This is a genomic window from Parageobacillus sp. KH3-4, from assembly GCF_022846435.1.
Classification (GTDB): Bacteria; Bacillota; Bacilli; order Bacillales; family Anoxybacillaceae; genus Parageobacillus; species Parageobacillus thermoglucosidasius_A.
Genome location: NZ_AP025627.1, coordinates 3,387,151 through 3,410,013 on the forward strand (window position 1 = coordinate 3,387,151; position 22,863 = coordinate 3,410,013).

At 44.6% G+C, this 22,863-nt stretch carries 24 protein-coding genes; 11 read left to right on the top strand and 13 right to left on the bottom strand.

Going from position 1 to position 22,863, the window contains the following annotated elements:
* Nucleotides 1–5 precede the first annotated feature (5 nt).
* Together MWM02_RS17225 and MWM02_RS17230 are read left to right on the top strand one after the other, a co-directional pair.
* Entirely contained in the window at nt 6–752 is a 747-nt protein-coding gene (locus MWM02_RS17225) for a sirohydrochlorin chelatase (RefSeq protein ID WP_064553322.1), read from the top strand.
* A gap of 202 nt (nt 753–954) precedes the next feature.
* Nucleotides 955–1,227 (top strand): acylphosphatase, encoded by a 273-nt coding sequence (locus MWM02_RS17230; protein ID WP_064553324.1) that lies wholly within the window; start codon nt 955–957, stop codon nt 1,225–1,227.
* Between the two features lie 23 nt (nt 1,228–1,250).
* Here MWM02_RS17230 and MWM02_RS17235 read toward each other — a convergent pair whose 3' ends face one another.
* Nucleotides 1,251–2,024: an arginase family protein gene (locus tag MWM02_RS17235; RefSeq protein ID WP_064553326.1), complete on the bottom strand. Its 774-nt coding sequence runs from the start codon at nt 2,022–2,024 to the stop codon at nt 1,251–1,253.
* Nucleotides 2,025–2,187: 163 nt separating this feature from the next.
* Here MWM02_RS17235 and MWM02_RS17240 point away from each other — a divergent pair, with 163 nt between their 5' ends.
* Both MWM02_RS17240 and bshB2 read left to right on the top strand, forming a co-directional pair.
* Nucleotides 2,188–2,532 (top strand): YojF family protein, encoded by a 345-nt coding sequence (locus MWM02_RS17240; protein ID WP_064553328.1) that lies wholly within the window; start codon nt 2,188–2,190, stop codon nt 2,530–2,532.
* A 16-nt stretch (nt 2,533–2,548) separates the two neighbouring features.
* Nucleotides 2,549–3,202: a bacillithiol biosynthesis deacetylase BshB2 gene (gene bshB2, locus MWM02_RS17245; RefSeq protein WP_064553330.1), complete on the top strand. Its 654-nt coding sequence runs from the start codon at nt 2,549–2,551 to the stop codon at nt 3,200–3,202.
* Between the two features lie 154 nt (nt 3,203–3,356).
* On the opposite strand, the gene MWM02_RS17250 is transcribed toward bshB2, so the two are convergent.
* The 7 genes from MWM02_RS17250 to MWM02_RS17280 form a co-directional block, all read right to left on the bottom strand.
* Nucleotides 3,357–3,791: an ABC-2 transporter permease gene (locus tag MWM02_RS17250; protein WP_244402543.1), complete on the bottom strand. Its 435-nt coding sequence runs from the start codon at nt 3,789–3,791 to the stop codon at nt 3,357–3,359.
* Between the two features lie 141 nt (nt 3,792–3,932).
* Entirely contained in the window at nt 3,933–4,286 is a 354-nt protein-coding gene (locus tag MWM02_RS17255) for a hypothetical protein (RefSeq protein WP_244403656.1), read from the bottom strand.
* Entirely contained in the window at nt 4,207–4,485 is a 279-nt protein-coding gene (locus MWM02_RS19720) for an ATP-binding cassette domain-containing protein (protein ID WP_481861586.1), read from the bottom strand. The genes MWM02_RS17255 and MWM02_RS19720 overlap by 80 nt, the downstream gene beginning before the upstream one ends.
* A complete protein-coding gene (locus MWM02_RS17265; RefSeq protein WP_198401623.1) occupies nt 4,421–5,029 on the bottom strand; it encodes an NAD(P)-binding protein in 609 nt (202 codons plus the stop codon). The genes MWM02_RS19720 and MWM02_RS17265 overlap by 65 nt, the downstream gene beginning before the upstream one ends.
* Before the next feature lie 61 nt (nt 5,030–5,090).
* Nucleotides 5,091–5,663, bottom strand: a complete 573-nt coding sequence (locus MWM02_RS17270; RefSeq protein WP_244402545.1) for a hypothetical protein — start codon at nt 5,661–5,663, stop codon at nt 5,091–5,093.
* Nucleotides 5,664–5,820: 157 nt separating this feature from the next.
* Nucleotides 5,821–6,192 (bottom strand): DnaJ family domain-containing protein, encoded by a 372-nt coding sequence (locus MWM02_RS17275; protein ID WP_064553336.1) that lies wholly within the window; start codon nt 6,190–6,192, stop codon nt 5,821–5,823.
* 11 nt (nt 6,193–6,203) lie between these two features.
* Nucleotides 6,204–8,660, bottom strand: coding sequence for a putative bifunctional diguanylate cyclase/phosphodiesterase (locus MWM02_RS17280; RefSeq protein WP_244402546.1), 2,457 nt, complete (start codon nt 8,658–8,660; stop codon nt 6,204–6,206).
* 322 nt (nt 8,661–8,982) lie between these two features.
* On the opposite strand from MWM02_RS17280, the gene MWM02_RS17285 reads away from it, so the two are divergent.
* Nucleotides 8,983–9,435, top strand: a complete 453-nt coding sequence (locus MWM02_RS17285) for a C40 family peptidase (protein ID WP_244402547.1) — start codon at nt 8,983–8,985, stop codon at nt 9,433–9,435.
* 464 nt (nt 9,436–9,899) lie between these two features.
* A complete protein-coding gene (mreBH, locus tag MWM02_RS17290) occupies nt 9,900–10,907 on the top strand; it encodes a rod-share determining protein MreBH (RefSeq protein ID WP_244402548.1) in 1,008 nt (335 codons plus the stop codon).
* An 81-nt stretch (nt 10,908–10,988) separates the two neighbouring features.
* Here the strand turns inward: mreBH and MWM02_RS17295 are convergent, their stop codons facing one another.
* The 3 genes from MWM02_RS17295 to MWM02_RS17305 all read right to left on the bottom strand — a co-directional run bounded on the left by MWM02_RS17295 (nt 10,989) and on the right by MWM02_RS17305 (nt 15,574).
* Nucleotides 10,989–12,353, bottom strand: a complete 1,365-nt coding sequence (locus MWM02_RS17295; protein WP_244402549.1) for a (Fe-S)-binding protein — start codon at nt 12,351–12,353, stop codon at nt 10,989–10,991.
* Nucleotides 12,350–13,762 carry a glycolate oxidase subunit GlcD gene (gene glcD, locus MWM02_RS17300; protein WP_064553549.1) on the bottom strand — a complete coding sequence of 471 codons (1,413 nt, stop codon included), beginning with the start codon at nt 13,760–13,762 and terminating at the stop codon, nt 12,350–12,352. The genes MWM02_RS17295 and glcD overlap by 4 nt, the downstream gene beginning before the upstream one ends.
* A 132-nt stretch (nt 13,763–13,894) precedes the next feature.
* Nucleotides 13,895–15,574, bottom strand: a complete 1,680-nt coding sequence (locus MWM02_RS17305; RefSeq protein ID WP_064553345.1) for an L-lactate permease — start codon at nt 15,572–15,574, stop codon at nt 13,895–13,897.
* Between the two features lie 564 nt (nt 15,575–16,138).
* Between MWM02_RS17305 and MWM02_RS17310 the strand changes: the two genes are divergently transcribed.
* The 4 genes from MWM02_RS17310 (at nt 16,139) to MWM02_RS17325 (ending at nt 19,920) form a co-directional block, all read left to right on the top strand.
* Nucleotides 16,139–16,855, top strand: a complete 717-nt coding sequence (locus tag MWM02_RS17310) for a FadR/GntR family transcriptional regulator (RefSeq protein WP_064553347.1) — start codon at nt 16,139–16,141, stop codon at nt 16,853–16,855.
* A gap of 183 nt (nt 16,856–17,038) precedes the next feature.
* Complete coding sequence (locus tag MWM02_RS17315; protein ID WP_064553349.1) at nt 17,039–17,755, top strand: (Fe-S)-binding protein; 717 nt, start codon at nt 17,039–17,041, stop codon at nt 17,753–17,755.
* Between the two features lie 15 nt (nt 17,756–17,770).
* Nucleotides 17,771–19,198 carry a LutB/LldF family L-lactate oxidation iron-sulfur protein gene (locus MWM02_RS17320; RefSeq protein WP_244402550.1) on the top strand — a complete coding sequence of 476 codons (1,428 nt, stop codon included), beginning with the start codon at nt 17,771–17,773 and terminating at the stop codon, nt 19,196–19,198.
* Nucleotides 19,198–19,920: a LutC/YkgG family protein gene (locus MWM02_RS17325; protein ID WP_064553551.1), complete on the top strand. Its 723-nt coding sequence runs from the start codon at nt 19,198–19,200 to the stop codon at nt 19,918–19,920. The genes MWM02_RS17320 and MWM02_RS17325 overlap by 1 nt, the downstream gene beginning before the upstream one ends.
* A gap of 116 nt (nt 19,921–20,036) precedes the next feature.
* On the opposite strand, the gene MWM02_RS17330 is transcribed toward MWM02_RS17325, so the two are convergent.
* Together MWM02_RS17330 and MWM02_RS17335 are read right to left on the bottom strand one after the other, a co-directional pair.
* Nucleotides 20,037–20,969 carry a D-2-hydroxyacid dehydrogenase gene (locus MWM02_RS17330; RefSeq protein WP_064553353.1) on the bottom strand — a complete coding sequence of 311 codons (933 nt, stop codon included), beginning with the start codon at nt 20,967–20,969 and terminating at the stop codon, nt 20,037–20,039.
* A gap of 90 nt (nt 20,970–21,059) precedes the next feature.
* Nucleotides 21,060–21,746: a TerC family protein gene (locus MWM02_RS17335; protein WP_064553355.1), complete on the bottom strand. Its 687-nt coding sequence runs from the start codon at nt 21,744–21,746 to the stop codon at nt 21,060–21,062.
* A gap of 261 nt (nt 21,747–22,007) precedes the next feature.
* On the opposite strand from MWM02_RS17335, the gene MWM02_RS17340 reads away from it, so the two are divergent.
* Nucleotides 22,008–22,853, top strand: a complete 846-nt coding sequence (locus tag MWM02_RS17340) for an SPFH domain-containing protein (RefSeq protein WP_244402551.1) — start codon at nt 22,008–22,010, stop codon at nt 22,851–22,853.
* The last annotated feature ends 10 nt before the right edge of the window (nt 22,854–22,863 follow it).

The following is a 22,863-nucleotide window of genomic DNA, read 5'->3' on the forward strand; positions in this document are numbered from 1 at the left end:
GGAACATGCAAGCGATATTGTACGTCTGTCACGGCAGCCGTGTCGCAAAAGCTCGCGCGGAAGCGACCGCCTTTGTGGAACGATGCAAGGCAAATATAAATGTTCCCATTCAAGAACTTTGTTTTATCGAACTTGCTGAGCCCGATATTGCCACTGGAATCGACATCTGTGCCCAAAAAGGCGCGACTCGCATCGTTGTTCTTCCAATTCTTCTTTTATCAGCGGGGCATGCGAAACACGACATTCCCGAAGCAATCCGGCAAGCGGCACAGCGCCATCCCCATGTAGAAATCGTGCTCGGAAAGCCGTTTGGCGTTCATCAGACGATGATTGACATTGTTGCAGATCGGATCAAAGAACGGGCGGTTCCGTTGGATCATGAATCGATGATTCTTCTCATCGGACGCGGAAGCAGCGATCCTGATACGAAACGCGATATTGCCGCGATCGCCAGGCTGCTTCAAGAAAATATAAATGTTCCGCGCGTCGATACATGCTTTTTAGCCGCTATCCGTCCAACATTGGAAGAGGGCTTATATGAAGCGAACCGTTCTGCTTATAAAAAAATTTTCGTCGTTCCTTATTTATTATTTACTGGCATATTAATGAAAACGGTCGAAAAAAAGCTGCGCTCCCTTTCTTCAACAAATAAACAATGGATTTTATGTGATTATTTAGGATATCACCCTCTTTTGGAAACAGTCGTGAAAGAAAAAGTGAATCAACTGCTGCTTGTCAATGAGGGAGTCTGACATAGCAGACTTCCTCGTTGTCTATCACGTGTCCTTCATATCATTAGATCTCTATCTTTCCCCGTTATCACAAAAAATTCAGCAACACCTGCACGTTCATGCTGAAAATCCCCCATTCACGCTATCTTATATTCCGTATATGCAAAAATGCCTCTGCTATTGTATGATGAAAGTAGAAAAAAGATGGCGAGGGGCGGATGATATGAAACGGTTTCATCTAGTGATCCACGGGCGTGTTCAAGGTGTGGGATTCCGATATTTTACCCAACGCGAAGCGCTAAAACGGCAATTGACTGGTTGGGTCAGAAACAATGACGACGGGACAGTGGAACTTGAAATACAAGGAAACGAAGAAGCAATACGATTATTTATTGATACAATCCGTGAAGGAACGTTGTTTGCGAAAGTAACCGATGTCTCTGCATGGGAAATTCCATGCATTCATAACGAAAAACAATTTCGCATTATGTACTGAGGGGCTACCATACATAGCCCCTATCATTGCACAAGAAGCGGGTGTGTAGATGTATAGTGTAAACACGTTTCCACAATGCACCGATTTGCATGTTCGTTTTTTCGATTGGCTTCGCGGCAAACCGGGTTGAATACATCGATGGAAGCTTGCGGATATTCGCCACATACATCGACGCCTGCTACTTTTTTATAAAGCAATAAATGCCGCAGACAAGAAAGCAAAAATGAAAGCGGCATCGTCCCTTGATCCCAGTTCGTCACCGCATCATCGCGGCAAAGTACGTCTTTATCAATGCTAATATATACACAATGAGTAGGAATCATGGAAAAAAGCATATTAGGAGAAATATCATAATGATCGCTTGGAAAGATGGTAACGTTAGGAGATAAACGAAGATGTTGCTGCGAAGATGTTGGACCGATAATGACTGCCTTTTTTAAATAAGGGTGCTTTAGCGCATATGACACCCATGAACCGCAAGAAATAACTGGATCATCTCCAGTTCCAACATCAGTATGATGGTCAAATAAAACGAGCGTAAAAGGTTCCTTTATTTCTTGAATAAGCAAGTAAGAAACATAGTGATAGTTTCCGTTTCCAATTAACACCGCTCCCTTTTGTTTACGAAGGCGTATACGTCTCTCAATCTCACGCAATGATTCTTGCTCGCAATACAAATTTGTATGGGACAAATCCGTAAAATCGATCCATTCATGCGGAAAATGAAAAAGCTGCTTTTGCGAAGCATACGTATGATCAAAGTTTAAAAACGTTATACCATTTCCTTGAAAACTCATCAATAACACCTCTTTTTCATTTTGGTGCAAATTTCAACTTGATGAGTCTCAGATGTCTTCCTGCTTTTTTATTATAATCTAAAATTTCGGTAAACGAAATATTTCCGCTTTTTTGCTTGTTTCATGTAAAATAGTAGAAAACGAATGAGCAGGGGGGATTCGCTTGCAGCCGATCGATATTTGCGAAGTGCAAGCAGCGTTAAACCGCTTTGCCAATCAAGATGTATATATTCATCTAGAAACGACAAATGGAGCATACGCTTCCCATCATAACGAAGGATTTTTTTCTGCTGGGGCTTATATTCGTAACGGCCTCATTCGTTTCAACCGCGGAAAGATCACCGGAAACAGACCGTATCGCGTCGGCTTAAAACTTGATTTCGGCTGGGTGTACGCGGAAGGGCTAACAGACTGGGAAATGACAGAAAAAGGGCAATTGCTATTGGCCGGACACGATAATGAAGGAAGGCTGGCCGTTGCGCTTCAATTAAGCCACGAGCCATTTTAATAAAGGAGGATTTTTCATGGAAAGGCATATATTAGTCGTATTCCCCCATCCTGATGATGAAGCATTCGGGGTGTCCGGAACGTTAGCGCAGCACGCCGAAAACGGCACACCGATCACATACGCCTGTTTAACGCTTGGGGAAATGGGACGAAATATGGGAGTGCCGCCGTTTGCAAACCGTGAAACGCTTCCTCTCATTCGCAAAAAAGAGCTCGAAGCAGCGTGTAAAGCAATCGGCATCGACGATTTGCGCTTGCTCGGCTATCGGGATAAAACAGTAGAATTTGAGGACGAAGATTTGCTAGCCGACCGGATCGGGGAAATTGTCGCGGAAACGAATCCGTCGCTTGTCATTACTTTTTATCCCGGTTACAGCGTCCATCCGGATCACGATGCGTGCGGCGCCGCCGTTATTCGCGCCCTCAAGCGCCTCCCAAAAGACAAGCGTCCGACCGTTCACTGCGTCGCGTTTGCTAAAAACTGCGAACAAGATTTAGGAAAGCCCGATGTCATCCGCGACGTCAGCGCGGTTATCGACAAAAAACTCGCCGCTATCCAAGCGCACCGCTCGCAAACGGAAGGATTGATGAAAGCAGCTGCCAAGCGGGGCGGCGATGCTCTAGAATGGCTGAAAATAGAGCGATTTTGGACGTATAAATGGGAGGATTAAAAAGAAAAAAGCAGGTCGGTCTTTATGGAAGCAGACCTGCTTTTAAAAATATACTTCTTCCCATTCCCAATTTTAATATCAGATTAAAATTCACGATTTCGGTAAAACTGTAACGAAAGGAACAAGGAAATCGCCAATAATAAAATCATCACCGCTATACGATTGCCATCGTTTCAACTTCAGAAAGATGATAAAGATAATGAATCACATTTTGCATAAATGGATAATCAGCTTGTTCAAAAAATGTTGGTGCAAGCGCAAAGGTGCCAAAGAATAAGATAAATCCCACCAACCTAGAGTGAATATATCCAACTTTAAAAAAGACCGGAAAGTAAACACTGTTAATAAAAATGATAGCACATATCGCAGCGATTATACTCTCGGGAGAAACACTGCAAAGCCGAACAGAAGGACCTACCATTTGCAATATATACGTAATCACTAGGTAATACGTAATCGCAATGATAGCAAAAACAAATATAGAACAATATCTTGCCATTACAACAGTTCGTCGTGTTAAAGGAAAACTATTTAACAAAATATCGGCTTTGTTTCTATCATCATACGCACATGCTGATAATATTAGCATATAAGTTTACTGCAATAACACTAATAAAAAACGACTGCGCCATCTTCTTTTAGAAATGCCATCATCGCTATGATATACATTGCGGCAAATACAAGCATTTTTTAAGCAGCAATATATCTTTCAATATAAGTTGAAACACCGTTACATCCCTCTTTGAAAATGCACGATAACATCTTCAAGAGAAGGCTTATCGACAATAATTTTGTCTCCTAACATTCTTTTTATTTTTTGCTTATCTTCCGTTAACGCCTCAAATCCAAATTGATTTTCTTTAACGCTGATCAAAAGCTGCTGTATATCGCTATGTAACACTTCCTTTGGTCCTTTAACAAGCCCATGGTTTTCGAATATTTCATCTTTTGTGCAAGAAAATATAATTTTCCCATCGTTAATAAACGTAATGCAATCCGCGATCTTATCTAAATCTGAAGTAATATGCGTAGAAAAAAAACACGCTTCGGTTTTCGTCCTGTATAAATGAAGATAGTATATCAAGCAGTTCGCTTCGAATAACTGGATCAAGCCCTGAAGTTGATTCGTCCATTATCAATAATTCAGCATGATGCGATAACGCTATTGCAAGCGAAAGTTTCATTTTCATTCCCTTCGATAGATGTTTAATTTCGAATTCAGTAAACTTGAAGCAAACGCCGGAATTCTTCCTCCCAATTTCCCCTCTTTCGAAACGATTCATCGGCGATCGCTTTCAATAATTTCTTCCGTTTTTGTTCATCGTCGACATTTTGTAAAATAAATTGCCGGCATTCGTAAAGAAAATCGATATACCGTCCGTAGTCATCATCGTACCATTCCGCAAGCTGGCGGCGGATTTGCTGCGCGACAGTCGGGCTTGCGCCGCCTGTTGAAACAGCGATCGTCAATCTGCCGCGCCTTATGACCGCAGGAACATGAAAATTGGACCGCTCCGGGTCATCGGCAATGTTGATCAGCTGATAAGGCTTCGCCGCTTTCGCCACCGCTTCGTTCACAGCCCGATTGTTCGTTGCAGCAATTACGATCCACGCTTTTTCCAAATCGTCAGAAGAAAAGTTTTTTTGCCGCCAAACGAGTTCCCCGGCTTCCGCTAATTGTTGAATCCGTGTTGTAACCTTGGGGGCGACGACAGTAATTTTTGCTTTTGCCTCCAGCAAGCCATTAATTTTCCGTTCCGCCACCTTTCCTCCGCCGATGACGACAGCGTGTTGATTTGCGATATTTAGCATAACTGGATATCCCATGCGAATTTCCCCTTTATAAAAAACGGCCGTGTAGAAATCCACGGCCTTTTTCTTCATTATATTATCTTTGCGTCGCTTCTTGAATCCATTTTGCCAAACGCTCATTTTCTTTCTTCATATGCCCCAGCCATTGCGGAAGCAGCGAAGCAAGCGCCTCTTTATCGTTTTCTTTCATCGCTTCATACGTTCGATGATGAAGTTCGCGCAATTTTTGCTTTTCCGCTTTTGTCATCCATCTCTTCCGTTTATGTAATTGTTTCCACTCTTTTTTAAACTGCTCTTTTGTAATTTCTTTGTTCGCAAGGCGGTCGATTAATCGGTCAAGCGCTGCTTCCCGTTTCTTTTTCATTTCCGCACGTTTTGCGTGCAACGCCTTTTTCACTTGTTCATTTTGCATTTGTTTTCTTAGCGTTCTCCGTTCGTCAAGCACCTTTTGCCATTCATCTGCGTCGTCCGGCGTGTATTTTTTTACTATTTCCATCCATTTTTGTTCATCTAATTCTCCGTGTTCCAGCATATGTCCCGCAAATGCTTGGGCGTCTGCTCCCATGTCATGCTGCCTTTGCGCCGCCAACGCTCCCGTTGGAATCATTAGCATTAGCGCCGCCGCTAAAGAAATCCATCTAGTTTTCATCCATTTTCACTCTCCTTTTAAACAACAACAAATTTTTTAACCTGTAAAAGCAAAGAAACAAATTTGCCAAACCTAACAATATCTTTCCCATTTTTCAAGAAACTTTGCATCAAAATGAAAAAGCTTGCCGTTTTTCCGCAGCAAGCTTTCCCGTTGATTACCGGAATTTTTCGTCAATCCGCCGTTGGTAGTCGCGCAATGCTTGGGAATTCGTTTTATTGCGTCTTTTCATAAGCGCGTTCCACCGAAGCAATTTTTCATTTAGCTTTTTCTTCAGCTTTTCTTTTTCCGCTCCATCATCACAGCAGCGCAATAGATCTTCCAGCGTCATTAAATCTTTTTTTAATTCGACTTCTTCAGAGACATAGCCGGCATTTTTTAACATTAGATAACCGATTCGCAGATCTTCGGGAATATGCGACAAATCTTCCAGTTCAAGCGGTTTCCCAAAGCCGGGGAGATTGTCAAATTCGCCGTTTTCCATCGCTTCACGAATTTTATCTTCGGCAATTCTCCACATAATATCCATCATTTTCTCTCCTATACGTACAGCTTTTTATAATGATGCTCATGAAGAAATTCAATTAAGTCCTCATACGATAACGGCGGGGCAAAATAATACCCTTGCGCTTCATCACAACGCTTATCCTTCAAGTACGCGACTTCCTCTTCTGTCTCTACCCCTTCAGCAAGCACCTTTACGCCAATATTATGCCCAAGGCGGATAATTGCTGGCAAAATCGCTTCTTTTTTTCCTTGAATGTTTTGCACAAATGAACGGTCAATTTTTAAGCGGTCAATCGGAAGATCGGTCAAATAGCTTAACGAGCTGTATCCCGTTCCAAAGTCGTCCATGCTAATCGTAACGCCGATGGATTTTAGCTTTTTTAAAATGACAATCGCTCTTTCCGTATCCATCGTCATTCGTTCCGTAATTTCCAAATCTAAATGATACGGCGGTAACCCTGTCTCTTCCAACAATTTCACAAGCTTATGAACGAAACGACGATTTTCGAATTCATACGGAGACAAGTTGACGGACACCGATAAATTTGGAAAGTCCTCTAATAGTTGTTTCGTTTGCTGGCATGCCATCCGGATTACCCACTCGTTAATCGGAATGATCATTCCCGTCTGTTCTGCAACAGAAATGAACGCATAAGGCGATATCAAACCTTTTTCTGGATGATTCCAACGGATCAGCGCCTCCATTCCTGTCACCATGCCGGTGTCCAACTGAATTTGCGGTTGATAATAAAGGACAAACTCCCCTTTTTCCAACGCGCGGCGCAATTCCCGCTCCGTTGCAATTTTTTCTTGAATCGCTCGAGTCATTGGCTTTTCAAAGAACAAAAATTGGCTTGCTGCATTTTGCCGCAGCTTATACCGCGCAATATCCGCCTTCCGAATCAATGTTTTCGCATCGATTCCGTCTTTCGGATATAGACTGATTCCAATTTTTATCATAACATACAGTTCGCGGCCGTCAACCACCACCGGTTCATCAGCGATTTCGCTAAACCGATTTGCTAACGCTTTCGCCTTTTCTTTCGTGCTTCCGGACAAAACCGCGACAAATTCGTTTCCGCTCCATCTTCCTAACAAGATGTCTTCGTCGCATCGTTTTTTCCATTCTTCTACGACTCGCAGCAACACTTGATCACCGACAGCATACCCGTAAAAGTCGTTAATGGTCTTCATGCCGCTAATTTCCAAAAACATAACTGCCACTTCTTCCCGGTAGTAAGACGCTTCTTGAATTTTTTCCGTGATCGCCTGATGCAACGCTTCCTTGTTTGGCAGCCCTGTCAAATCGTCATGAGTAGCGATGTATTGCATCTTTTCTTCATTTTTCTTTCGTTCCGTAATATCGCGAATCGCCGTAACGTTCACCTTTTCGTTGCCGTCATAGTCATACTCGTATTGAACGACTTCCGCATGAAAAATCGTTCCGTCTTTTCTTCGCAGCTGAATTTCATATATCCCTTCTTGACACTGTTCCATGTTTTTCAACGATTCGGGAATCATTAAATCTTGAATGGGCATATGAACGATTTCTTTTTCTACATATCCGAACAGCTGACACGCGGCTTTGTTAGCTTCTATTACCTTTCCGTTCGCATGTACGATAATCCCTTCCATTGTAATTTCCGACAATCGCTTAAGTCGGTTTTCGCTGGCTTCTAGTTCCTGCTGATGCTTTGCAAACAGCTTCCGTTCGATTTGCGCATATACCCCTAATATATAAATCGCTTCCCAGACGAGGAAAACAAGGAAACTAATCCACATCCCTTTCCGGCGCTCGTTTTCTAATTTTTTCAAATACGTGTTTGCATCATAATCAATTCCTAAAACTGCGTCTACCGTTCCATCTGCTTTGAATATCGGCATAAACGCCCCGATGCTTTTTCCCCATCCATCTATTGTCGGATGTTTCTCCATGGAAAATTTTCCTTGAAAAGCCTGTTCAAGTTCAGGGATATATGTGCGATAAACCGTACCAATCGGCACGCGCTGCTCTCTCTTTTCATCGATCTTCCCGTTTCGGTTATAATCCGCCTCCGGAGCGACAACAAAATAATTATCCCCACGCTCATTCTTTTTTAGTGTATACACGCTCAATATTTCCGGATGGTCGTTTTGCCAGCGCGTCATCAGCCGCAAAATGCGCAAATAAGTCCCATCGTTTTCGCTCGTCCGTTCATTCAATCGCTCATGATGCATACTCGACAAATCGTCAGTCAACAGCCTTGCTATATTTTCAGCACCTTCTTCATATTCCTTATGTTGTTCTTTTTCCACATAATTGATATATATCGTTCCGCTAAAAAGCAGCACTACGGCAATGACATAAAAACTCCCCGTCAACCGAGGAGCAATTTGAAAAAGCGATGATAACAACTTCTTTTTCGCGACACGATGAAGCCATAGCTGTGCGATAACGGCAAGAAAAATGGCAGACAAAACAAACAATGTATATTCGATCCCTTTCGGCATAAATCATCACCATAAGCTTAAATTCGACTTCTTTTGAGTTCTTAAATATAATTATAGAAACATTATTTTCCCCCTTCCTCCCCACCCCATTCCTATTTTTTCGACATTTTACGACATTATCGACTCTATTGGTACATAAGTATGTACAAAACTAGTTAATACGGCAAAAGAGTTATAGGAGAACTTAATACCAGATCATATATTTGTAACTTTTCTGTAATATTATTTAATTCAACTGTAAAAGAACAGCGGTAATTCCTCTGCTATACTATAAGTCGGAATAAGTCGAATCGGAAAAATTAGTGCCGGGGGTTTAACAAAAATGAAAAAATTCGTCACACTAGTTTCACTATCGTTTCTAGTTATGTTCTCCTCATTATTTGCAAGCAATTCCAGCGCAGAAGCAGCTGTCAATTCAAGATTGCTGATCGCCGAAGCAAAAAAACTGATTGGCACTCCATACCGATATGGCGGAACAACACCAAAAGGATTCGATTGTTCAGGGTTCGTTTATTACACACATAAAAAGATCGGAAAAATTTTACCGCGTTCTTCCAAGCAAATGTACCAAAAAGGAAAAACGGTACATAAATCAAGTTTGCGCCCAGGCGATTTAGTGTTTTTTAATACGTCTAAAAGCAAAAAAGGCGTTTCCCACGTGGCGATCTACATAGGCAACAATCAAATTATTCACGCTGTATCGAAAGGAGTAAAAATTGACAGTTTAAGCAATTCTTACTGGAAATCAAGATACGTTGGCGCAAAACGGCTATAAGGAAATAATAAAAAACTCTCTGACATATTAAGTAGCCGTACTTGATATGTAGAGAGTTTTTTATTTCCCCAAAAAAAGCGCCCTCCTTTAATTGGAGGGCATTTATATATATTCATAGGGGATCGGGGGAATACTTGGAAAACTTTACGCTACTATTCATTTCCCCTTTTTTGTGATTTTATACATTTTTTTATGTCTGCAATCAAATAAAATGACAGCAATTTTGCAAAAGCGGTGCTTTTTTCCGCTGGTCCAAATCTGTTGAACTAAAAACGTAATTTTGCACATTGCACATTTTTAATATAGAAAAATTTAACATAAACACATTCCCCTTTATATCGTCATAAATAACAAAAGTAAACCGAAAAATATATACGTGTGAGCCTATATGTCATGCTTGAATCTTTGCCGCTCTTTTTCGGCAAATTTCGCACAGATAATTGTGTTAAAGGCAGGTGTGGACAATGTTCGCTTCTTCCGAAATCGGAATCGATCTAGGAACGATGAATATATTATTATACAGCAAAAATAAAGGAATCGTCTTTAACGAACCGGCCGTTATCGCTTTCGACACCCAAACGAATGAAGTGATTGCCATTGGAACGGAAGCGAAAATGATGATTGGAAAGACTCCCAGCCATATCGAAACAATATATCCGTTAAAACATGGCGTTATTGCGGATTTTGACAAAACTGTAACAATGCTGAAACAAATGTTTAAGCTCGCCAGCAAGCGGATCGGTTTTTCTATTAAAAAACCAAATATTGTAATAAGCACTCCTTTTCACTCCACTTCCGTAGAACGGCGCTCCATTTATGAAGTGGCAAAACATTGCGGAGCCAAACATGTCTATTTGCTCGAGGAGCCAATCGCCGCAGCGATCGGTGCCGACTTGCCGGTAGATGAACCAGTGGCAAACGTCGTCGTCAATATGGGCGCTGGCAGAACAGAAGCGGCAATTATTTCTCTTGGTGGAGTTGTCGCATGCCAGTCGCTTCGCATAGGCGGCAATCAACTAGACGAGGATATCATCCAATACGTAAGGCAACGTTATAACTTGCTCATTGGCGAGCAGACGGCGGAACGAATTAAAATCGAAATCGGCTATGCACCAGTTGCTCATGAAGAACGGACGATGGTCATTCATGGCCGCGATTTAGTGACCGGCTTTCTGAAGGCTGTCCCGTTGCGCTCTACAGAAGTGCAAAAAGCGATGGAAGAATCGCTTTCGCAAATGCTTAGCGCAATCCGAACCGTCTTGGAAGAATGCCCTGCCGAACTCAGCGGCGATATTATCGATCGCGGCATTGTTTTAAGCGGAGGCGGCTCCCTTCTTCATGGAATCGAAGATTGGCTAAGCACTGAGTTGCGCGTTCCGGTTCATACTGCTCCAAGCCCGCTCGAAGCGGTAGCGATCGGCACTGGAAAAGCGCTGAGCACAGTGCAAAAACTCGTCAGTTCCTCACCGTAAAACGCCCTTCCGCTAAAAAATCCCGCTTTTTAGCGGGATTTTTTAGTATACCGGGCATGTCCAACCGTTTAAGCAAAGACGTCATGACGTTCTGCGAATGCGTTCTTCATGTTCCGACGCCTGAACTTCTCCAGCCGCTTCAAGCAGAAAATCGACAATATGGACGGCGCGAATGCGATTGGACAATCCCTCTCGTTCAATTCCGAGCTTCATTTGTAAAAGGCATCCTGGATTTGCCGTAACAATCGTTGTCGCCTTTGTCTGTTTTGCCATTTTCATTTTATAATCAAGAATTTGCATCGACATTTCCGGCTCGACAATGTTATAAATGCCTGCGGACCCGCAACAGCGATCCGCGTCTTTCATCTCGCGAAATTCTACTCCTTGAATCGACTGGATCAGCTTTCTTGGCGACACTGATGTCTTCATAACGTTGCGCAAATGGCATGAATCCTGATACGTAACGACTTGCGGCTCCACTTTCAGACGCTTTTTATGGAAATCCAATTCAACGAGCACTTCGGAAATATCTTTGATTTTTGCAACGAACGCTTTTGCGCGTTCTCTCCACTCCTCCTCGTCTTTCAACAAATGGTCATACTCCATTAAGAAAGCGCCGCAACCGCCGGCATTCGTAACAATATAGTCAACATCGAGCTGTTCGAACGCTCTGATGTTTTGTTTCGCCAGCTCTTTCGCCTTTTGTTTCTCTCCTCCATGCCCATGCAGCGCGCCGCAACACGTTTGCGACTCTGGAATAACGATTTCGCATCCAGCCAGCTGCAATAAGCGCATTGTCGCATCATTCGTCGGCATAAACATCGTGTCCATCAAACACCCTGAGAAAAAGGCAACCCGCCGCTTCGGAGCCCCCTCGGATTCTAGATGCCGCGGCCGCTCCTTCATCTCTTTTAACGTCGGAACGTCCGGCAAAATTTTTTCCATGTCTCTCAACGAAGGAGGCAATACCTTTAACAGCCCGGTTTTCCGGGCAAATGACCGTAATCCAGACCGTTGGTAAACCCCAAGCAGCGCGGTGGCGATTCGCATCCGCTTTGGATATGGAAACAATCCATCGAATACAAGTTTACGAACAACGCGGACTGGAAAAGAATGTTTTTTATTCTGTTGAATAATATCCCGTGCTTCCTCAAGCAAATGACCGTAACGAACTCCGGAAGGGCAGACCGGCTCACACGCCCGGCACCCTAAACACATATTTAACGATCGCTCGACATCTTCGTCCGGCTCGATCAGCCCATCAACGACCGCCTTCATTAAAGCAATGCGCCCTCTTGGAGAATGCGATTCTTGAAATCCCGATTCAATATACGTCGGGCATGTCGGCAAACAAAATCCACAACGCATGCAGTTCATTAGTTCATCCTCATCCATCCGTTCCCGAAACTTTGTTTGTATGATTGATCGTTCTTTTTCGGTCGTCATCGTGTCACCATCACCCGTTTTCTTGTGCTTTTCGCAAATACTTTCCCTGGATTCATAATGTTGTTTGGATCAAATGCCTGCTTAATGGCTTTCATCGCCGCAATTCCCGCTTCACCAAGCTTCCATTCTAAATACGGTGCTTTCATCGCCCCGACTCCGTGTTCCCCTGTAATCGTTCCGCCAAGTTCAATCGCTTTTGCGAAAATTTCCGCAAACGCTTTTTCGACTCTTTCCATTTCATCGCGGTCGCGCGCATCGGTTGGACATGTCGGATGCAAATTGCCGTCCCCTGCATGTCCAAAAGTGCATATTTTCACATTGTATTTTTCGGCAATCTCGTTAATCGCTTTGACCATTTTCGCAATTTCGGAACGCGGCACCGTCGCATCTTCCAAAATCGTCGTCGGTTTGAGTCGAGCAAGCGCGGATAATGCTGTGCGCCGTGCTGTCCGCAACGCTTCCGCCTCTTCTTCGGAGCGAGCGAGCTGCACCGACACAGCCTGCTCTTTTTTACAAATTTCCGCCATTTTCGTTATATCGCGCTCCACGATTTCCTGCGGTCCGTCCTGCTCGATCAAAAGCACTGCTTTAACATCAGTTGGAAGACCGATTTGCGCATATGCCTCAACGACTTCTAACGTCGGCTGATCGAGAAACTCAAGCGTTGCCGGAATGATTTTATTGGCAATAATTTTGGAAACGGACCGCGCAGCCGCTTCTAAATCTTGATACAGCGCAAGCATCGTTTTCTTCGTTTCCGGCATCGGAATCAGTTTTAACGTTGCCTCCGTAATAATGCCGAGCGTTCCTTCAGAACCGACGAACAAGCGGGTTAAATCATATCCAGCTACATCTTTCGCCAATTTGCCGCCGGTGCGGATAATCTCCCCGTTTGGCAGCACAACTTCCAGTGCCATCACATAATCGCGGGTAACCCCATATTTTAACCCGCGCAATCCTCCCGAATTTTCGTTAATGTTTCCGCCAATCGTAGAAATTTTCATGGAACTTGGATCAGGCGGATAAAATAGTCCTTTTGCCTCTACGGCTTTAATTAAGTCAAGCGTAATTACCCCCGGCTGAACGGTTACGGTTAAATTTTCCTCATCAATCTCCAAAATTTTGTTCATATGTTTAAAAACGAGAACAATCCCGCCTTCAACCGGACACGTGCCGGCACAAAGGTTTGTTCCTGACCCGCGCGGAACGATGGGAATGCGGTGCTCATTGCAGATTTTCACAATTTCCGCAACTTCCCGCGTATTTCTTGGTGCAATCACCGCATCTGGAAGAGATTGGAACTGAGGTGTTGCGTCGTATGAATATACGAGTCTTCCCGCTTGTGAATCGTCGTAATTCTCCGCTCCGACGATGCGGATGAATTGCTGTTTTACGCCATCAGAAATCAATTTTCCCACCCCTTCGTTTCTTAATTTTCCCATTTTTATCTGCGACATCCGAATTTCATAAAGCGAGGGAAAAGGGACGAAGCCCAGCAGGCAATTCCTTTTGCCCGCTAGGCGCTGTCCCCTCCCCAAACGTCATGATGGAATCATCCATGACAAAACGTTAGATTGCAAGAAAACAAGAATTCCAATCAAAATAATTAAAAAGATGCTATGCTTTACAGTAAACCGGAATAAATCGGATTCTTTTCCCGCCAGTCCTACCGCCGCACAGGCGACCGCGATCGATTGCGGCGAAATCATCTTCCCGACAACCCCACCGGAAGAGTTTGCCGCCAATGCCAAAACTGGATCCATTCCGATAGAAGTCGCTGTCACTTTTTGCAAGTTGGCAAACAGCAAGTTCGAGGATGTATCGGAACCGGTGATAAACACGCCGAGCCATCCTAAAAACGGCGAGAAAAACGGAAACAAGAAATCCGTCTTCGCCAACGCCATCCCAAGCGTCGTGCTCATGCCGGAAGCATTTGTTACGTACGCAAAACCGACAACCGAGGCGATGGTCATAATCGGAAACTTTAATTCGTCCAACGTCTCCACGAACGTACGTCCCCAATCTTTCCAGGATATTTTTATAATAAACTTCGTCACTACTGCCGCCAACAAAATCGCTGTACCAGCCGCGCCGAGCAGCTCTAATTTGTATACTGCCGCAATCGGCTGACCGCTTGCGCCAATGATTTTATTGTGCAATCCCGGCACTTCTGGCGCAAACGTTAAATGATCACCAATCGCATTGATGAGCTTTAGCAGCCCATTTGTCCCTTCATAATTCCCGGTTAGCGCCGCTTTCACTTGCGGAATTCCCCATAAGGAAATAAATGCAGTTAACACTAAAAACGGAGACCAAGCTTTAAATACTTCTCCGCCTGTATGGGAGACGCGATTCGCTTGGACCGATGCCGCCACTTCCGATTCCGTCGAAAAACGATACGTGCTTTTTGGCGTCCAATACTTTAAAAAGACGGCGAGCGCAAACAACGAAACTAAGGCGGATAAAATGTCCGGAAGTTCAGGACCTAAAAAGTTAGAAGTAACATATTGCGTAACCGCAAAGGAAACCCCTGACACAATGATCGCTGGCAACACTTCTACTGTTTTTTTCCATCCTGCCATAATAAGGACAAGGTAAAACGGGATAAATACGGACAAGAAAGGCAATTGCCGCCCTACCATTTTCGAAATTTCCATCGCTGGAATACCTGTCGGCCCTTCCATCGCAGTAATTGGAATTCCGATGGCCCCGAAGGCGACGGGTGCCGTATTGGCAATCAAACAAATTCCCGCCGCATACAACGGGTTGAACCCTAAGCCGACAAGTAGCGCAGCGGAAATAGCTACCGGCGCTCCAAATCCAGCTGCCCCCTCAAGAAACGCTCCAAATGAGAACGCTATCAATAAAGCTTGCAAACGGCGGTCTTCCGTAATGGACAGCACGGAACTACGAATAATGTCAAACTGGCCGGATTTGACTGTCAGTTTATATAAAAAGACGGAAGTGATAATAATCCAGCCGATTGGAAGCAGTCCGTAAACCGCCCCTTGCGTCATCGACATCACAGCCATTCCCGCCGGCATTCTGTAAGCGATTACAGATACCACTAAAGCAATAAGCAACGTAGTAAACCCGGCTATGTGTCCTTTCATCCGTTTAACAGCTAGCGCCCAGAAAAAATATAAAATCGGAATAAGTGCAACGATCGCAGATATCCAAAGATGGTCAGCAATCGGTGTAAAATCTTGTTTCCATTCCATAGACAGCCCCCTCTTTTTTCCAGTTTCCAATGTAATCGGTTTCTTAAAACATTGCGAAACCAGAATGTTGTTCATCAAGTCATCAGATGATCAGATAATAAAATACTGTTCGAGTCAAATTATAGAGGTGATTTATCAAAAAAACAATATAGTTTTTTAATTTTTTTAATTTTTTGTTCGTTTGAAAAATAAATTTTTCTTCCGCATCCTCTTAATATAAGCCGGATTGAAAAAACGACATAACAAGACATTTAAGATAGTCTATATACAATACATATATTGGAAAATTAATCTGGTCCTCATTATGTGCAAACTTCCCCTTCCATCCAATAAACTTGATCGCCGAAAAATAATTTTTTACACCATTCTCGTGACTGATAATCTATCTTTTAAAAAAGAAGATTGCTTATTTCCGGCACATTCCGTGTATAATAATAGACAACGTTATATCGTTCTTTCCTTTCGTTTAAGTAAACATCGGGCAAATTGCAATTTCTGAGCATAGAAAAAACCAAAAACTCAAAAGGTGTACCATCAAGTTATGCCTGTATCGGGGGGAATACATTGGAAATTAAACAAATTAAAACGAAAAAAATTTACGAAGAAGTAGCAGAAGCAATTTTTCGGATGATCAAGACTGGTGCATTAAAGCCTGGAGATAAATTGGACTCCGTTCAACAACTTGCTGAAAAATTCCAAGTAGGACGAGCGGCCATTCGCGAAGCGCTGACCGCCTTAAAAGCAATGGGGCTCATTGAATTAAAACAAGGGGAAGGCACTTATGTGCGAGAATTCGATCCAACGGTGCTTACGTTCCCGCTTTCCGTCGCCGTGCTCATGAATAAAGAAGATATTTGGCATTTGCTCGAAGTGCGCAAACTGCTGGAAGTAGGCGCCGCCTCCTTAGCTGCGCAAAAAAGGACCGACGACGATTTAACGGCGATGGAACAAGCCCTGCATGAAATGCAGAAAGGCATCGGAAACGACGAGCTTGGCGAAAAGGCCGATCTTGCTTTCCATATGGCGATCGCCGCCGCCTCCCACAATCCCATTTTAGTCAGCCTAATGAATAGCGTATCGGAAATGATGGTCGAAACAATGCGTGAAACGCGGCGGATTTGGCTGTTTTCCAAGCAAACGACAACGGAAAAGCTCCTCGAAGAACATATAAAAATTTTCAAAGCTATCAAAGAAAAAAATGCCGACGCCGCGCAAGAGAGAATGCTTCAGCATTTGACTAACGTGGAGAACGTGCTTCATAAATATATTTATTCGCGATAAGCGTCCGCTAAAACAGCCGGGCGCTTTATTTTTTATAAAAAAGTTATTGTTTTGGCAAAATTTTATATAATACTACTTTTTCATCTCTGAAAATAGTATATAATGTTATATAAAGTCATCAGATGATCAGTTCACCTAATCTTTTCGCTACCACGGTTTATACTACTTGGAAGGGGATTGACAATGAAAGTTTCCTTATTTGCCACCTGTCTTGTCGACTTATTCCATACCAACGTTGGAAAAGCAACGGTAGAGCTGCTCGAGCGGTTAGGCTGCGAGATTGATTTTCCGGAAGCGCAAACATGCTGCGGCCAGCCGGCTTACAACAGCGGTTACGTGAAAGAAGCGAAAGAGGCAATGAAACATATGATCCGTGCGTTTGAACATGCTGATTATGTTGTCACACCTTCTGGTTCGTGTGCCACGATGTTTAAAGAATATCCGCGCATTTTTCAAGGAGACCGGGAATGGGAGCCAAAAGCGAAAGCGCTCGCTGATAAAACGTACGAACTTACTCAATTCATCGTGGATGTATTGAAAGTAGAAGACGTTGGCGCCTCGCTGCAAGGACGCGCGACATACCATACGTCTTGTCATATGACGCGTTTGCTCGGCGTCAAAGAAGCCCCTTTCAAACTTTTGAAACATGTCAAAGGACTAGAAATCGTCCCATTGCCAAATGCCCATCAATGCTGCGGGTTTGGCGGAACGTTTTCCGTCAAAATGGGGCCGATTTCCGAGCAAATGGTCGATGAAAAAATCGAACATATCGAAGAGATCCATGCAGATTATCTAATTGGAGCAGATTGCGGCTGCTTGATGAATATTGGTGGGCGCATCGAGCGGCAAGGAAAGCCGATCAAAGTGATGCACATCGCTGAAGTGCTAAACAGCCGATAAAAGGAGGGATTGGGCATGCCGATGAAAATTGGGAACGCAAATTTCCGCGAACGGGTCGAAACAAATCTTCATAACACGTTTATGCGCGGCGCTGTCGCTGGAGCGCAAGAACGGCTGCATACAAGACGACTCGAGGCGGCCGAGGAGCTCGGAAACTGGGAAGAGTGGCGCGCACTTGGGGAAGAAATTCGCCAACACACGCTAGAAAACTTAGATTATTATTTAATGCAATTGAGTGAAAACGTTGCCAAACGCGGCGGCCACGTCTTTTTCGCGCAAACCGCAGAAGAAGCAAACAATTATATCCGCGATGTCGTCATCCGAAAAAAGGCGAAAAAAATCGTCAAATCGAAATCGATGGTAACGGAAGAAATCAACTTAAACCCCGTATTGGAAGCGGCAGGCTGCGAAGTCATTGAAACAGACCTTGGCGAATACATTTTGCAAGTCGACGATCACGATCCCCCTTCTCACATCGTCGCTCCGGCGCTTCATAAAAATAAAGAGCAAATTCGCGATGTCTTTCGCGAAAAGCTCGGCTACAAGCAGACGGAAAAACCGGAAGAATTGGCGCTTCATGCCCGCAAAACGCTGCGCCGCGAATACTTAACCGCCGATATCGGCATCACCGGATGCAACTTTGCCATTGCCGAATCCGGCTCGATTACACTCGTAACCAATGAAGGCAACGCCGATTTAGTTACCGCCCTTCCCAAAACGCAAATCACCGTCATGGGAATGGAGCGCATCGTCCCAACGTTTGAAGAAATGGAAGTGCTTGTCAGTTTACTAACGCGAAGTGCCGTCGGGCAAAAATTGACGAGCTATATTACGGTGCTGACGGGCCCGCGCGATGAAGGGGACGTGGACGGTCCGGAAGAGTTTCATTTAGTCATCGTCGATAACGGCCGCTCCAACATTCTCGGTACGGAGTTTCAGCCGGTATTGCAATGCATACGCTGCGCCGCCTGCGTCAACGTATGCCCGGTATATCGTCACATTGGCGGACATTCGTACGGCTCGATTTATTCTGGTCCGATTGGTGCCGTTCTTTCGCCATTATTGGGCGGATACGACGACTATAAAGAACTGCCGTACGCCTCCTCGCTTTGCGCGGCTTGCACGGAAGCATGCCCGGTCAAAATTCCGCTTCACGAATTGTTGCTGAAACACCGCCAAGTGATCGTCGAACGCGAAGGAAAAGCGCCGATTTCGGAAAAATTGGCGATGAAAGCGTTCGGCTTAGGCGCAGCTTCCTCGTTCTTTTACAAGCTCGGTTCCAAAGTCGCTCCGAGCGCGTTGACGCCGTTTACAAACGATGATCGTATTTCCAAAGGCCCCGGACCGCTGAAAGCGTGGACGGAGATTCGCGAGTTCCCGGCTCCGAACAAAGAACGGTTCCGCGATTGGTTTCGCGAACACCAAAAAGGAGGCGGAAAATGATGCAGACTGGGACGATTCATAACCGCGACAAGTTTTTGCAAACCATCGCCAACCGGCTCGGGCGCAAGCAGCGCACCGCAGGGGTGTCCCGGCCGCATTGGCGCCATCAGCCGCAATGGACCGTATTTCAAGGCTATAGCCAAGATGAATTATTGGAAGCGTTGAAAGCACAATGTCCGCGCATTCACACCCAATGCGTCGAAACAACATCCGTTGGACTAAAAGAAACGCTAAAGGAAGTGGTCGCCAAGCACGGAGGCGGCCCTGTTGTGGCATGGGACGATCCACGCTTTGCTGAATACGGATTGACGCATTTACTACGTAACGAATGGCCGAGAGAAAATATTGATGTCCACGTCTGGGACGCTTCCGCCGGCAGAAAAAACATCGATTTTGCTGAAAAAGCAAACGTCGGCATTACATTTAGCGACATCACGCTTGCCGAGTCAGGAACGGTCGTGTTATTGAGCGGAAACGGAAAGGGACGAACCGTCAGCTTCTTGCCAAAAACGTATATCGCCATCATCGCCAAAAGCACAATCGTACCGCGCATGACTCAGGCGGCCGCTTACATTCATGAACAGATCGAAAAGGGGCATCTCGTCCCTTCATGCATCAATTTCATCACCGGCCCAAGCAACTCGGCTGATATTGAAATGAACTTAGTCGTTGGGGTGCACGGTCCGATGCAAGCAACTTATATTGTCGTTGTCGACCGCTGAGCCTCTCCCCTTATTTCATTGGGGAAAGGAATTTTTATAAAAAATAACAAAATTCGTATCCATTTTGATGCCTGTCATATCGCCAACGGGCGCATCCGTTTTGGAAGCGCCCGCTTTCAATATCCTCTCTGTACATCCACTTTGTTGCCAAGGGGTTCACCCGCTTCAATTCGCTGCAATGTTTGCAAAAAGCAATCCACCGCTTCCTCTGGAGATGTCAATGCGGCAATGTGCGGAGTGATAATGACATTTGGATGCTGCCATAGTGGGGATTCCGGAGGCAACGGCTCATTTTCGACGACATCCAAAACCGCAAGGCGAACATGGCGTCTTTCCAATGCGCTCCACAATGCAACCTCATCAACGGTCGCCCCTCTGCCCACATTAATAAAACTAGCGTTATTCAAAAGGGCAAAAAACTTCTCATCCAATAAATGATACGTTTGTTTTGTCAAAGGTAGCGCCGCAATGACCCAATTCGCTTTTGGCAGCACTTCGCTTGCCTGATGCATCGGAAATACCGCAGCGAAATGCGGTTTCATCTGTCCGCTTCGCGAAATGCCAATCGGCTGAACGCCAAAAATCTGCAAATGGCGGGCGATCTGCTGCCCGATCTCCCCTGTTCCGCAAATGACGATGCATTGATTCCGCAACCGCTGCGGCATGATCTGCTTCCATTGCCTTTGCGATTGATACCATCCGTAAACGTCATGGCATTGTAAATCTCGAAGCATGTAGCTCAGGCAATATTCACTAATTTGCTCGCCAAAGGAACCGACCGTCCTCGTCAGCAACACTCCCTCTTTCCACTCTCTATTCCATAAAAATGCGTCTACTCCCGCCCCGAGAGAATGCACCCAACGAATGTTGCCAAATTCAAAGCAAGGCACTGGACGAAATCCAACATACACGTCTGCCCAAAAAAAATCGTCGCGGCAAATTTCGCTTTCAGCAACAAAACGAAAATTTTTATTTATCTTCTTTTCTTTTAACAGTTGCGCCATTGCCAAATACAGCCGTCCAGTTACTAAAATATTTTGAAGCTGCATCACCCTTCTCCCCCTTTTTCCTTCAACCGTACTTAAATTAAACTATTATGAAAGAAAAAGGGATATCCCCACATGGAGAAATCCCTCCGTTTACACAATCGTTCCTTCTTTGCTTTCCGCTCTTTTATTGGTTATATATCCAGCTGCTAATACGAAAATCGTTAATCCGGCGCTAACGGCATATATCAGCGGACCTTCCCGGAAATGGAGAAACCGCATAAACCCTTCGTCTTCCATCATCATTTTTGCGCCTGTCCATGCCAAAATACCTGAACCGACGTAAGCAATCCAGCGATATTTCTCCATGATTTTCACGATCGCTTTTGATCCGAAAATCATAATCGGAATGCTGATCGCCACCCCAAATGCAATCATGCCGATATGTCCTTCCGACGCCCCAGCAATGGCAACGACATTGTCCAAACTCATCACCGCGTCAGCTGCAATAATGGTGGCTATCGCTTTTATAAGACGGTCAGACGACTGAATGTTCGTTTCTTCTTTGTGTTCAATGAGCACTTTATAGGCGATCCAAAGCAACAGCAATCCACCTGCTAAATGAATGAACGGAATTTTTAACAAAAAGACAATGACCGTCGCAAATACGATGCGTAAAAGCACCGCACCTCCCGTTCCCCAAAAGATCGCTTGATTTTGCTGGTGCTTCGGTAGCTTCCGCGTCGCCATCGCAATGACAACCGCGTTGTCGCCGGATAAAATGATATCAATCGCAATGATTTTCAATAATGCCAACAACGCTTCCGAAGATATTTCCAAATAAACGCACCTCTTCTCCTTTTCTGAAACGATTTTTCCCCTTTTTCTTTCATCTTACCGCAAATGCATTCTATCAGCAACTTTCCAAGACTATCTCCTTATCCGCTATATCGCAAAAAGCTGCTGATCTTATTGCGCTTTCACGACTTTTATTGTTGCGGTGCCAATAGCTAACAAGCTAAAAACCGAAAAATAATTTTACATTTATTTCAAAACATGATATCATTTTAATATAAAATAGATATTAAGGAGATGGTGATTATGAAGGAAACAAAGGCGTGGCATATGAACGGTTTTGTTGGGATTATTTTCCTTGTAATGTTGGTGGCGGGAGCGCTTGTTAGCTTTCTTCAGCAGCAAATCGTTATTGCTGCTCTACTTGCCGTTATTGCTGTCGCATTGGCAAGCGGCATTACCATTGTGCAACCGAACCAAGCAAAAGTGCTGATTTTCTTCGGCCGCTATTTAGGCACCATCCGCGATAGCGGGTTATTTCTGACCGTTCCGCTCACGATTCGGCAAAAAGTTTCTTTGCGCGTCCGCAATTTTACAAGCAGCAAGCTGAAAGTCAATGATGTGCAAGGCAACCCGATTGAAATCGCCGCTGTCATCGTGTTTCGCGTCATCGACTCCGCGAAAGCAATTTTTGATGTGGACGATTACGAACAGTTTGTGGAGATTCAAAGCGAAGCAGCCATTCGCCACGTCGCCACGAAATATCCTTACGACACATTTACCGATGATGACGAAATTACGTTACGAGGCAACGCAGACATTATTTCCGACGTGCTTGCAGCTGAGTTGCAGGAACGCCTTAAAGTAGCTGGAGTGGAAGTAATCGAAGCGCGCCTTACGCATCTCGCCTACTCCCCGGAAATTGCCAGCGCGATGTTGCAACGTCAACAAGCGATCGCGATTTTAGCCGCAAGAAAGAAAATTGTCGAAGGCGCTGTTTCCATGGCGCAAATGGCGATCGAGCAGCTTGACAAAGAAGGAATTTTGGAGTTAGATGATGAACGAAAAGCCAATATGGTCAATAACTTAATGGTCGCCATTGTTTCGGAACGGGCGACCCAGCCGGTCATTAACGCCGGCAGTCTATATTAACGGTTGTGGA